The sequence below is a fragment of the Pseudomonas sp. GW821-FHT07B01 genome, from assembly GCF_059419065.1.
The window spans coordinates 140,484-153,396 of sequence record NZ_JBWKRA010000011.1 but is presented as its reverse complement, the minus strand read 5'-3'; the positions used below and the strand labels follow the sequence as shown (position 1 = coordinate 153,396).

At 60.8% G+C, this 12,913-nt stretch carries 10 protein-coding genes and 1 pseudogene; 7 read left to right on the top strand and 4 right to left on the bottom strand.

All coding sequences use genetic code 11. The annotated features are described in order from the left end of the window. The first annotated feature begins 213 nt into the window (after window positions 1-213). Window positions 214-1,560, top strand: a complete 1,347-nt coding sequence (locus AC07S6_RS14590) for an MATE family efflux transporter (RefSeq protein ID WP_495112524.1) — start codon at window positions 214-216, stop codon at window positions 1,558-1,560. A gap of 100 nt (window positions 1,561-1,660) precedes the next feature. Further along, window positions 1,661-1,987 (top strand): hypothetical protein, encoded by a 327-nt coding sequence (locus tag AC07S6_RS14585; RefSeq protein WP_197881144.1) that lies wholly within the window; start codon window positions 1,661-1,663, stop codon window positions 1,985-1,987. Window positions 1,988-2,067: 80 nt separating this feature from the next. Here AC07S6_RS14585 and speA read toward each other — a convergent pair whose 3' ends face one another. The 4 genes from speA to AC07S6_RS14565 form a co-directional block, all read right to left on the bottom strand. Next, window positions 2,068-3,981 carry an arginine decarboxylase gene (gene speA, locus AC07S6_RS14580; protein WP_034126423.1) on the bottom strand — a complete coding sequence of 638 codons (1,914 nt, stop codon included), beginning with the start codon at window positions 3,979-3,981 and terminating at the stop codon, window positions 2,068-2,070. Between the two features lie 142 nt (window positions 3,982-4,123). Then, window positions 4,124-4,495 carry a translation initiation factor Sui1 gene (locus AC07S6_RS14575; protein ID WP_003188201.1) on the bottom strand — a complete coding sequence of 124 codons (372 nt, stop codon included), beginning with the start codon at window positions 4,493-4,495 and terminating at the stop codon, window positions 4,124-4,126. Window positions 4,496-4,677: 182 nt separating this feature from the next. Then, window positions 4,678-5,214 carry an NUDIX hydrolase gene (locus tag AC07S6_RS14570; RefSeq protein WP_197881146.1) on the bottom strand — a complete coding sequence of 179 codons (537 nt, stop codon included), beginning with the start codon at window positions 5,212-5,214 and terminating at the stop codon, window positions 4,678-4,680. A 2-nt stretch (window positions 5,215-5,216) separates the two neighbouring features. Next, window positions 5,217-6,284: a DUF2333 family protein gene (locus tag AC07S6_RS14565; RefSeq protein WP_003188197.1), complete on the bottom strand. Its 1,068-nt coding sequence runs from the start codon at window positions 6,282-6,284 to the stop codon at window positions 5,217-5,219. 298 nt (window positions 6,285-6,582) lie between these two features. Here AC07S6_RS14565 and AC07S6_RS14560 point away from each other — a divergent pair, with 298 nt between their 5' ends. From AC07S6_RS14560 to accC, 5 genes and pseudogenes are all read left to right on the top strand, one after another. Continuing rightward, entirely contained in the window at window positions 6,583-8,253 is a 1,671-nt protein-coding gene (locus AC07S6_RS14560; protein ID WP_034126420.1) for a response regulator, read from the top strand. 1,499 nt (window positions 8,254-9,752) lie between these two features. Beyond that, window positions 9,753-10,268, top strand: a pseudogene (locus AC07S6_RS14555) (methyl-accepting chemotaxis protein); the annotation flags it as partial. Between the two features lie 292 nt (window positions 10,269-10,560). Then, window positions 10,561-11,016: a type II 3-dehydroquinate dehydratase gene (gene aroQ / locus AC07S6_RS14550; RefSeq protein ID WP_014716732.1), complete on the top strand. Its 456-nt coding sequence runs from the start codon at window positions 10,561-10,563 to the stop codon at window positions 11,014-11,016. A gap of 24 nt (window positions 11,017-11,040) precedes the next feature. Then, on the top strand, window positions 11,041-11,505 hold the full coding sequence (gene accB / locus AC07S6_RS14545) for an acetyl-CoA carboxylase biotin carboxyl carrier protein (protein WP_003188191.1): 465 nt from the start codon (window positions 11,041-11,043) through the stop codon (window positions 11,503-11,505). Window positions 11,506-11,522: 17 nt separating this feature from the next. After that, window positions 11,523-12,884 carry an acetyl-CoA carboxylase biotin carboxylase subunit gene (gene accC, locus AC07S6_RS14540; RefSeq protein WP_003188188.1) on the top strand — a complete coding sequence of 454 codons (1,362 nt, stop codon included), beginning with the start codon at window positions 11,523-11,525 and terminating at the stop codon, window positions 12,882-12,884. The last annotated feature ends 29 nt before the right edge of the window (window positions 12,885-12,913 follow it).

The following is a 12,913-nucleotide window of genomic DNA, read 5'->3' as shown; positions in this document are numbered from 1 at the left end:
AGAGGGGCGGTTGGTTCTAGGAGGGCATGAAGCCAAGCCAAATCCCACAGCCACTGGAGATCAAACAGTGGGAGCTGGCTTGCCTGCGATAGCGGTCTTTCAGCCGATATCTTCACTGGCTGACCCACTGCTATCGCAGGCAAGCCAGCTCCCACATTGGTTCTGCTGTGTGGCGGGTTGACGGTTACAATGCCGCTCCACCAAGGAGCCTTCATGACCGCCCTGCTGACCGACTGGCGCCACCGCCCTACCCATCGCCGCGTCTGGGCGCTGGCCGCGCCGATGATCCTGTCGAATATCTCGGTGCCCTTGGTGGCCCTGGTGGACAGCATGGTCATCGGCCACCTGCCCCACGCCCACCAACTGGGCGCCGTGGCTGTCGGCGCCAGCCTGTATACATTCCTCGCCTGGGCCATGGGCTTCCTGCGCATGGGCTCCACCGGCTTCGCCGCCCAAGCCGCCGGGCGCAACGATGGCGCGGCGTTGCGGCAAATCCTGTTGCAAGGCTTGCTGTTGGCGCTGGGGCTGGCGATTTTACTGGGTACCGTGGGCATTCCCCTGAGCCATCTGGCCCTGGAATGGATGCAGCCCTCGCCCGAACTGAACCAACTTACCCGCGAGTTTTTCCACACCCGCCTGTTCGGCCTGCCCGCCGCCCTCGCCAGTTATGCACTGGTCGGCTGGTTCCTCGGCACCCAGAATGCACGAGCGCCATTGGCGATTTTGCTGACCACCAACCTGGTCAACATCGCGCTTAACCTATGGTTCGTCCTCGGACTGGACTGGGGCGTGGTCGGCTCCGCCCGAGCCTCGGTGATCGCAGAGTGGACCGGCGCCCTGCTCGGCCTGGCGCTTACGCAAAAAGCCCTGCGCGCCTATCCTGGGCATATCGCTTGGGCCGCCTTGAAGCTGTGGCAAAGCTGGCGCCCGTTACTGGCGGTCAACCGCGACATTTTTATCCGCAGCCTGGCGTTGCAGTCGGTGTTTTTCATGATCACGGTGCAAGGCGCACGGCTGGGAGATGCCACAGTCGCAGCCAATGCCTTGCTGCTCAATGGGCTGTTACTGACGGCACATGCCCTGGATGGCCTGGCTCACGCGGTCGAGGCCCTGTGCGGCCACGCCATCGGCGCACGTGACCGGCAAGCGTTACGGCGGTCATTGGTGGTTGCCTGTGGTTGGTCGCTGATCGCCAGCGTGGGTTTCGCCCTGCTGTTCGCCTTCGGCGGCCATCTGTTCATCGCCATGCAAACCGATATCCCCAGCGTGCGCGAAACCGCCGATATCTACCTGCCCTACCTCGCGGTATTGCCGTTGATTGCGGTGTGGAGTTATTTGCTCGATGGGCTGTTTATCGGTGCAACGCGGGCGCGGGAAATGCGCGATGGGATGTTGCTGACGGTGATGCTGGTACTGCCGATTGCCTGGGCCTTGCAGGGCTTGGGCAACCACGGACTGTGGATAACTTTTTTGCTATTCATGGCGGTACGCAGCTTGATCCTGGGGGCGATTGCCTGGTGGTTGAGCACGCAGAATCGCTGGCTAAGCGATACCCGCTGACACGAGCCCCTACCTGTTACTTCTGACAGGTTACAAGCCGATTTTTCAAGCGTTGAATAGCGGTGGGTAACCTCTCCTGCTTACGCCAAGGAAAATCGCTATGAATATCAAACGACAAACAGGCATCGCCACCCTTTGGGTAATCGCCACGCTGACTACCACAAGCTGCACGGCGCCATCGAACTCAACAGCGCAGCCGACCGGGACACTGCGGGTGGAGAACCAAATGGCCGGTGAGTACACACTCGTGGTGATACATGGGTTTGAGCAGCACAGAATCACCAAAGGCGAATCAAAGGACCTGATGATCGATGGAAAAGAAGTCATCCTGTCGCGTCTCAACAGTCAAGGCACCATAGCGCAGATAGCCCTCAGCGCTCACTCAGAGAGCAAATGCCCAGTGACGCAATGCTTGCTGGTAAGGTGAATTGATCAACGTCGTGCCAATGCAGTCAGCCTCACCGGAGCTGAACGAACGCTCGCTCAGCGCCTGTGAGGCTGTACGACTCAAGAAGACAAGTAAGACGAACGAGTCAACCCGAGACGCAACGCATCCAGGAACTGGGTACGCTCGGACGCCGAGATCTTCGCGCTCGCGCACTTGTCGCGGTAGTGCGTCATCAACTCTTCCGGCGACAAGTGCACATAGCGCAGCATGTCTTCGATGGTGTCGTGAGTCTCGATCCCGGCGCTGTACACCGAACCGTCTTCACGCTGGTAGATGTTCACCGAGTCGGTGTCACCGAACAGGTTGTGCATGTCGCCCAGGATTTCCTGATAGGCGCCGACCAGGAAGATCCCCAGCAGGTAGTCCTCGCCTTCGTTCAAGCCGTGCACCGGCAGGCTGGTTTCGATGCTCTGCTCGTCGACGTATTGCTTGATCTTGCCGTCGGAGTCGCAGGTCAGGTCTTGCAGCACGGCGCGGCGCAGCGGCTCTTCGTCGAGGCGGTGCAGCGGCAGGATCGGCAAGACCTGGCCGATGGCCCAGGTATCCGGCAAGCTCTGGAATACCGAGAAGTTGCAGATGTACTTGTCGGCCAGCTTGTCGTTGAGTTCGTCCAACACCTGGCGGTGCGAGCGCTGGCGGGCTTTCAACGAGTTGTGCAGGCGGCGGCACACCGCGAAGTAGCACTGTTCGGCCAGAGCTTTTTCGGCCAGGGTCAGCTTGCCGTCGGCGTACTGGGTGGCCACGTCGCTCATGTAGTGGGTGGCGCGCCAGTAGGTTTCGGTGACCATCTCGATGTCGGTCGGGCCCAGCAGGTCCACCAGCCATTGCACGGTTTCCGGCAGGCTTTCCTTGTTTTCGATGGTCGGGATTTCGTCGTTGTGCTTCTCGACGTCCGTCACCTGCACCACCAGCATGGCGTGGTGAGCGGTCAGGGAGCGGCCGCTTTCGGAGAAGATGTTCGGGTGCGGCAGGCTCTGCGCGTCGCAGAATTCCTTGAGCATGCCCACTACCACGCCGGCGTAGTCGTCCATGTCGTAGTTGATCGAACTGGCGTTGCGCGAGTGGGTACCGTCGTAGTCCACGCCCAGGCCACCGCCGACGTCGATGTGGTCCACCGGCAGGCCGAGGTTGCGCAGTTCGCCGTAGTAACGAATGGCTTCCTTGAACCCGTGCTGGTAGTCGGCCAGGTTGGCAATCTGCGAGCCCATGTGGAAGTGCAGCAGGCGGATGCCCTGGTCCAGGCCGGCTGCGCGGAAGCGCTCGACCACTGACAGCAACTGCGCTGCCGACAGACCGAATTTGGATTTCTCGCCACCGGTGTCCGCCCACTTGCTCGATGCCAGGGACGACAGGCGCACACGCAGGCCCACCTGCGGCTTGACCTTGAGGCTCGCCGCCTCTTCGATCACCAGCCCCACCTCGGACTCTTTCTCGATCACGATGAACACGTTGTGGCCGAGCTTCTGGCCCATCAGCGCCAAGCGGATGAACTCACGGTCTTTATAACCGTTGCAGACGATGGTGCCGCCCTTCGGCGCCAGGGCCAGCACGGCCAGTAGCTCAGGCTTGGAACCGGCTTCCAGGCCGATGGAAACGTTCTGGGTGGCAATGATGTTCTCGATCACCGCTTCCTGCTGGTTCACCTTGATCGGGTATAGCGCGGTGTACTTGCTCTGGTATTCCAGGCGCTCGATGTTGGCATCGAATGCACCGGTCAATTGGCGCACGCGGTCTTGCAGGATATCGGGGAAGCGCACCAGCAGCGGCAACGACAGGCCGCTTTTGCGCAACTCATCGACTTGCTCGTACAGGTCGACGGGCGTGCTGTTCGGGCCGTTCGGACGGACTTCTACGCGACCGGCTTCATTGATCGCGAAATACCCGGCCCCCCAATGGCGAATCCCGTAAACACTGCGGCTGTCCGCAACTGTCCATTGGCTGCCATCGTCTTTGCGTGTGCGTCGTACGGACATCGAAGTCCCCTATTAATGAAGGCGAAGGCGCCACCTCTCGCGGAGGCTGGCGCAGTCTAAAGAATGAAAATGACGATTTGCCTGCAAGGGAAGTAGACCCCACTGGCAGGACAGAGTTTAGCCACAGGTTGGGAAGAGGCTTTCAGCCGCCGGACTTCTTGGCCTTGTACCCGAGCTTGATCAGCTCGGCCAACAGCAACTCGACGTGATCGCCCTGGATCTCGATAACCCCGTCTTTCAACGCGCCACCGGTGCCACAGCGCTTTTTCAGCGAGGTGGCCAATTCCTTCAGGGCCTCTTCAGCCAGGGGCACGCCGGTGATAGTGGTCACCGTCTTGCCGCCACGGCCTTTGCTCTCGCGACGCACGCGGGCAATACCGTCGCCTTCGGGGATCAGGGTCTGTTTGCAGGTGCACGAATCCACGGGCTGACGACAGTCCGGGCAGTGTCGACCTGCATCGGTGGAAAATACCAGGCCACCAAGGGCGGCGAAGGATGCGGCTTTTTTGGCCACCGGCAATCCTCTTGGGAGGATGAAGACTGATCGGCGCCGCACAAGGCGGTGACCGACCGCGAAGCCCCACTCAGGCAGGGGCAGCGCTACCGAACCGCTAATGTGGTTCGGGTGAAAAGGCGCGCAGTGTAACGGCAAAAAGCCGACTTGCTAAGAGCCAAATGGCGCCATTTTTTGCAACTTTAGCGACGCGAGGCCAGATAGCGCCGCAAGCCTTCCTGGGCGTCCGGGCAGTAGGGCTTTTGTTCGGCCTCTTGCTGGATGATTTCGATGCTTAAAAACCGCGCTTCCATGACCTCCTCGGGCTGCAGGCGCAGGGGGCCGTCCCAGACGGCAGAGTAGGATTTGCACCAAAGCCGACTGTCGCCATCCTCAAAATAGAAATGGTCATGCTCGGTCAAGGGCACACCGCTGACGCCCAATTCCTCTTCCAGCTCGCGGGCTGCCGAAACGGCATAACTCTCACCTTCGGCCACCATCCCACCCGCCGCCGTATCCCAATACCCTGGATACAACGCCTTGCTGAGCGTGCGCCGGTGCACACACAACTCGCCTTTGGAATTGAACAGGAAGATAAAAGTGCAGCGGCCAATCAAGCCGCGCTGGCGCAGGTCGGACCTGACCAGGTGGCCGAGCAGGTTGTCCTGCTCGTCGACCCAGCAGATCAGTTCAGCATCGGAGGCCACGCGGTGTGCGGCCTCCTTTTGAGTAGCGTCCATCATCAACCCTGGTTGAGGAGCTGACGCAAGTCGATCACTGCAGCGTTTGCCCGGGAAATATAGTTGGCCATCACCAGCGAATGGTTCGCCAGTACGCCGAAGCCACTGCCGTTAAGAATCATAGGACTCCATACCGGTTCCTGCGAGGCCTCCAGCTCCCGAATGATCTGGCGCACGCTGACGGTGGCGTTTTTCTTGGCCAGTACGTCGGCAAAATCGACTTCGATGGCACGCAGCAGATGGGACAGGGCCCACGCCTGGCCGCGCGCTTCGTAGAACACGTTGTCGATCTGCATCCATGGGGTTTCCACCACTTCTTCATCGACCTGCGGCACTTCACCCGGCGCCAGCGCCTCGGTTTTCAGCGCAGTGTTCAACTTGACCCGGCCTACGCTGGCAGACAGACGCTGGGACAGCGAGCCCAAACGTGTGGCCACATCGCCCAGCCAGTTGTTGAGGTTGTCGGCACGCGCATAAAACAGCGCGCCGCGCTGGTTCGGGTCAGACAGGCGCGCTTCGTAGCGGCTCAGGGAATTGATGCCTTCCTGATATTCCGACTCACTGGAAGGCAGCACCCAGCTCTTGTTATCGAAGTTGAAGCGCGGCTCGGCCTTGGCCAAGTCAGCGTCTTCAGCCGACTGCGACTGGGAGCGGGCGAAGTCTTTACGCAGGGCGCGGGTAAGGTCACGCACCTGCACCAGCACGCCGTACTCCCAGCTCGGCATATTGTCCATCCACAAGCCCGGCGGGAAACGATCGTTGGAGATGTAGCCGCCTGGCTTGTTCAGCAAGGTGCCAACCACGGTCTTGAGGGTTTCGACGGTGGTGTAACCCACCACCATCTGCTTGCCTTCCTTCTCGGCGGCAAGCTGGGCATTTTGCTGCACCGGAAACAGCGCCGGCTCCTGGCTCCAGTACCAACCCAGGCCACCGGTGACCAGCAGGTACAGGCCGATGATGCTAAGCAGCGCCCGACTCATCAGCAGGTTGCGAAAATAGCTGCGGTTGGCCGACTTGGGCTCAGGGGCGGGGCCTTTGGCACTGCCTTCGCGGTTTTTCCAGTCCAGCATGGCGATATCCTTTCAATCACTTGAGTTCATGCACGTCAATTGTCCGGGTGCGTTCAGACATTCCGACCACAACCCTACCCCATCGTGCCCATCGGTGCGGGGCTTTTACACGAAACTGGCGCACCAGCGCGCTTGGACTATAAAGGATGCACGCGATTTACGCTGCGCGACCCACTGGTCAATAACTGAATGGCAGGCACGCAGACTTAATTGACGTATGACACTCATCTATCAGAAAAGAGGTGCTAGCATAGAGCCATCAGTCGACCTCAGCATGCACCCTCACAGTAGTCAGGATATGACCGAGTCAGAAGACCCCAGCCGCGAGCGTCTCAAGCAGCACTTTGCCCAGCGGGTAATTCATCAGGCACGTCAAATTCTTGAGATCTGGCAGCGCCTGCAACGCAGCGAGTGGTCGAACGCCGACTTTTCCGAACTCAGCGAAGCCAACCTGCGCCTGCAACGCTTCGCCGAACGCTTCGAACAGCCCGAACACACACAACTGGCACGGCATATCAGTCAATCCTTGCAGGCCGTGGACGAGAACCGTGGCCGTCTGAGCAGCCAACTGATCACCGAGCTCAACCGCTTGATGCAACGCCTGTCCCGCACCGGCCTGCGCCAGGGCGATCAGCTTGAGCAAACCTTCCTGCCGCCGATGCGCAAGCCGATCTATGTGATGCTGGCCGACCATGACCGCGCCGAACGCCTGGCCAAGCAGTTGGAGTTCTTTGGCATGGGCGCCCACGCCCTGGACAGCGTCGCCGCCTTTCGCGCGTCCATGGCCGAGCGTTTGCCGTCGGCGATCGTGATGGACGTGGACTTCTGCGGCACGGGCCTGGGCCTGAAGCTCGCGGCAGAGGCCCAGGAGGGCCTGGAGCAAAAGCTGCCGCTGCTGTTTTTCAGCCTGCACGAAACCGACACCCCGACACGCCTGGCCGCCGTACGCGCCGGTGGCGAAGAGTTCCTGACCGGCACCCTGGAGGCCTCAAGCCTGCTGGAAAAGATCGAAGTGCTGACCTGCGCGGCCCAGTACGAACCTTACAAAGTGCTGATCATCGACGACTCGCGGGCCCAGGCGCTGCACACCGAACGCCTGCTCAACAGTGCCGGCATTGTCACCCGCACCCTGACCGAACCGATCCAGGCCATGGCCGAGCTGGCGGATTTCCAGCCCGACCTGATCATCCTCGACATGTATATGCCTGCCTGTACCGGCACCGAACTGGCCAAGGTGATTCGCCACAACGACCGCTACGTCAGCGTGCCGATCATCTATCTGTCGGCTGAGGACGACCTGGATAAACAGCTGGATGCGATGAGCGAGGGCGGTGACGATTTCCTCACCAAGCCGATCAAGCCGCGTCACCTGATCACCACCGTGCGCAACCGTGCTTCACGTGCACGCAACCTGAAGGCACGGATGGTGCGCGACAGCCTGACCGGGCTGTACAACCACACGCATATCCTGCAACTGCTCGAAGATTGCAGCTTCCGCGCACGCCGCGAGAACAAACCCTTGAGCTTTGCCATGCTCGATATCGACCACTTCAAGCGCGTCAATGACAGCCACGGGCACCCCATGGGCGACCGGGTGATCAAGAGCCTGGCCCTGTTTCTCAAGCAGCGTTTGCGCAAGACCGATTACATCGGTCGCTACGGCGGTGAAGAGTTCGCCATCGTGATGCCCGACACCGACCTGGAATCGGCCTGCAAGGTGCTGGACGACATTCGTCGGCGCTTTGCAGAAATCCACTACCCTGCCCAACCGCAGGATTTGTGGTGCACTTTCAGCGCCGGCCTGGTGGAGTTGTGCGACGGTTCCGACAGTTTGATGATGGCCGCCCAGGCTGACGAAGCGCTGTACCGCGCCAAGGACGCCGGACGCAACCGCGTGCAAGCCGCTCGCACATCAAAGCAAAGTGCCATCTTTTCACCAGAATCCACCGATTCGGTCATAACGCTGTAATACAAACGCAATAAATTCAGGCGCTTATCTCTTGCCGTCGGTTGAAACCCCGCATGCGCCTGAAGCTGCTGACCAATCTCAATACCCTTCTGCTGGTGGCTGTGTGCCTGGCCCTCGGGGCGACACTGTGGTGGTCGCAACGGGCGCTGGAGCGCCCGTACTTGTTGATGGAGCGCTACCTCGGGTTGTCCCAGGTCTTTCAAAACCAGGCTGCCCGTAACATCGAGGACTACTTGGCCAGCGGCGATGCCCTGCGCCTGAGCAGTGCCACCCAGAGCCTGGAAAGCCTGCAGCTTCAGCTGGGCGAACTGCCGCCCGACCTGGCGAAAAACCTGCGCCCCAGCCTCATGGACCTGGAGACTTTCAGCAAGACCGACCTGTTGGCCGCCGGTAAATTGGCTGGCGACCCGCAAGCCCTGTTGCTGCAAGCCGAGCGTGAGCTGGGCGCGAACCTGGAGCAATTGAGCCAGTACGCCAGCGGTGTCAATTCCCCGGAGGCTGCGCGCTATATGCCGCCATTGCTCGCCGGCTCACAGCACCTGGGCAAACTGTCCCTGGCCCGCGACAAACTGGTGAGCAGCGGGCGCGCCGAGTTGGCTACGGATGTCGAGCGCGAAGTGACTAACCTGCGAACCCAGGCCGACCTGCTCGCGCAACTGCCCTTATTGGGAATAAAGGCCAGCGCAGAATCCAACACCGACGATTTTTCCGCGCTGATGGGACTGGAAAACACCGAAAAAACCGAAGCTCAGGACACCGGCGTCGACCTCAAGCGCGAACTCAACAGCCTGCTGACCCGCTACCCCGCCGAGCTGCAGCGCACCCGTGAACAGATCCAGCAACGCGCCGATCTCGCCGCCAGCACCCACCTTAAAATCACTAACGTGCAACAAGCCATCGCCGGCCTGGAACCCGTGGTGCGCGCGCAACATGCCAGGATCCAGGGCGAAGTACGCGTGATGCAGGGCGTGATGATTGGCCTGATCCTGCTGATCGCATTGCTGATCGACACCCTGCAACGGCGCCTGGCGCGCGTACTGACCAACCTGGCACCCGCCTTGTCGACCTGGGCCGAAGGCGACTTCAGCCAACCGATTGCCCTGGGCAAGACCAACCGTGAACTGCACGATATCGAGGCCTCTCTCAACCGCCTGCGCGCCTACCTGGTGGACTTGGTAAGCACCATCCGCGGCAATGCCGAAGAAGTGGCGGGCAGCAGCCGCGCCCTGGCCGAACTGAGCAGCGGCCTGCACGACGGTGCCGAACGCCAGGCCGGCGACACCGCGCAAATCCGTGATTCCCTGGGTGAGTTGGAAGCCACCATCCAGCAAGTTGCCGGGGATGCCAGCCAGGCGGCCGGCGCCAGCCGCAGTGCGGGCCAGGCCGTGGAGCAAGGCCAGCGTGTGATCGGCCTGAGCCTCACCGGGCTGCATGCGCTGGTGGGCGAAGTGCAGCAAAATGCGCAGATGATCGAGAAACTTGCCGAAGAGTCCGCCACCATCGGCGGCGTGCTCACGGTGATTCGCTCGATTGCCGACCAGACCAACCTGCTTGCGCTCAACGCCGCTATCGAAGCCGCCCGCGCCGGTGAAGCCGGACGTGGTTTCGCCGTGGTAGCCGACGAAGTGCGTTCCCTGGCCCAGCGTACCGCCGGCGCCACCGCCGAAATCCAGGGCCTGATCGCCGGCCTGCAAAGCGCCGCGCACCAGTCGGTAGAAGGCATGCGCGCCCAGGTCGAACACGCCGAAGCCACCGCCCAGCAGGCCCAGGCGGCGGATGGCGCGCTGGATGAAATCGTCGGCGCGATCCAGACCATCTCCGACACTGCCGTGCGCATTGCCGATGTGACCGCGCAGCAAAGTGGAGCCGTGAGCGAGATTCGCGACAACAGTGAACGGATACATCAATTGGGTGAGGATAATTTACTGCGCATTGGCCAGGGCCGTAGCCAGGGCGAACACCTGCTGGTACTGGGCGGGCAACTGACTACCGCCGTGCAAGCCTTCCGCGTCTGACCCGATCTAATGTGGGAGCTGGCTGATCGTTCCCACGCTCCGCGTGGGAATGTCGCCCCAGACGCTCCGCATCCCGCTTTAAAGCCGTGACGCAGAGCATCACTGGATGCGTGCCCACGCGGAGCGTGGGCACGATCAGCTCCCACACTGACCAGATGCAGGGTCTTGGTCACAAATTTTGCGCAATCCTCGCTAATCGTGCCGGCTACTGCGTAGAACTGGACAGTCACAAAGGCTTTGCGGCATAGTCGCCGGGTTCTGACGTACCCACACCAATAACAAGGAACAGCCAATGGCGACCTTACTGGTTCTTCACGGACCCAACCTGAACCTGCTTGGCACCCGCGAACCGGGCGTCTACGGGGCAGTAACCCTCGATCAGATCAACCTCGACCTGGAACGACGGGCACGTGAAGCCGGCCACCATTTGCTCTACCTGCAAAGCAATGCCGAGTATGAATTGATTGATCGCATCCACGCCGCGCGTGGCGAAGGCGTGGACTTTATTCTGATCAATCCCGCCGCTTTTACGCACACAAGCGTTGCATTACGTGACGCGCTGCTGGCGGTGAGCATCCCATTCATCGAAGTGCATTTATCGAACGTGCACAAACGCGAAGCTTTCCGCCATCACTCTTACTTCTCCGACGTAGCGGTAGGAGTGATCTGCGGCCTTGGCGCCAGCGGTTACCGACTGGCCCTGGAGGCCGCCCTGGAACACATTGAAGAACAGGCTAAACGCCCCTGACCGACCCTTGGGAGTTGATGATTCATGGATATCCGTAAAGTTAAGAAACTGATCGAACTGCTGGAAGAATCCGGTATCGACGAGCTGGAAATCAAGGAAGGCGAAGAGTCCGTACGGATCAGCCGTCACAGCAAGACCCCGGCCCAACAGTTCTACGCGCCACAGATGCAAGCACCGGCTCCAGCCGCTGCAGCTCCAGCTGCCGCACCTGCCGCCGCCGCTGCACCTGCCGCCCCAGCCGCTCCTGCGCTGAACGGCTTCGTGGTCAAGTCGCCAATGGTCGGTACTTTCTACCGCACCCCGGCACCGACCTCGCCCGCCTTCGTTGAAGTGGGCAAGACCGTGAAAGTGGGCGACACCATCTGCATCGTTGAAGCGATGAAAATGATGAACCACATCACCGCGGAAAAAGCCGGCGTCATTGAATCCATCCTGGTAGAAAACGGTCAGCCGGTTGAGTACGACCAGCCGCTGTTCACCATCGTTTGAACCGCGGAGCGCCTTCGATGTTGAAACCTGCGAAGAAACTGCAAAAAGTCCTGATCGCCAACCGCGGCGAGATCGCGCTGCGTATCCTGCGCGCCTGTAAGGAAGAGGGCATCAAGACCGTCGCTGTTTACTCGACGGCCGATACCGAATTGATGCACGTGAAACTGGCGGACGAAAGCATCTGCATCGGCCCGCCACTGGCCACGAACTCGTACCTGAAAGTCTCGAATATCATCGCCGCGGCAGAAGTGACCGGCGCCGATGGCATCCACCCGGGCTACGGCTTCCTCGCGGAAAACGCCGACTTCGCCGAACAAGTGGAAAAATCGGGGTTTGCCTTCATCGGCCCGAAAGCCGAAACCATTCGCCTGATGGGCGACAAGGTCTCGGCCAAGGACGCCATGATCGCGGCCGGTGTGCCAACCGTTCCAGGCTCCGACGGCCCACTGCCTGAAGACGAGGAAACCGCTCTGCGCATTGGTCGCGAAGTCGGCTACCCGGTGATCATCAAGGCCGCCGGTGGCGGTGGTGGTCGCGGCATGCGCGTGGTGCACAAGGAAGAAGACCTGATCGAAGCCGCCAAGCAGACCCGCTCCGAAGCGGGCGCCTGGTTCGGCAACCCGATGGTCTACCTGGAGAAGTACCTGACCAACCCACGTCACGTGGAAGTCCAGGTACTGTCCGATGGCCAGGGCCACGCTATCCACCTGGGCGACCGCGATTGCTCGCTGCAACGTCGCCACCAGAAAGTCCTGGAAGAAGCTCCGGCTCCGGGCCTGGATGAAAAGGCGCGTCAGGAAGTCCTGGCACGCTGCGTCAAGGCTTGCATCGATATCAACTACCGTGGTGCCGGCACCTTCGAGTTCCTCTACGAGAACGGCCGTTTCTACTTCATCGAGATGAACACTCGTGTGCAGGTAGAGCACCCGGTATCGGAGATGGTCACCGGTATCGACATCGTCAAGGAGATGCTGAGCATCGCCGCCGGTAACGTGCTGTCCTTCACCCAGGACGACGTGAAGATGCACGGCCACTCCCTGGAGTGCCGCATCAACGCCGAAGACCCGAAAACCTTTATCCCAAGCCCTGGCCTGGTCAAGCATTTCCACGCGCCCGGCGGCAACGGCGTACGTGTGGATTCGCACCTGTACAGCGGCTACAAGGTTCCGTCCAACTACGACTCGCTGATCGGCAAGCTGATCACCTGGGGTGCCACTCGCGACGAGGCCATGGCCCGTATGCGCAACGCCCTGGACGAAATCGTGGTCGACGGCATCAAGACCAACATCCCGCTGCATCGGGATCTGGTTCGTGATGAAGGCTTCTGCGAAGGTGGTGTGAACATTCACTACCTGGAACACAAGCTGGCCAACCAGTAAGTGCTCCACCCAACAAAGCCGCCTTCGGG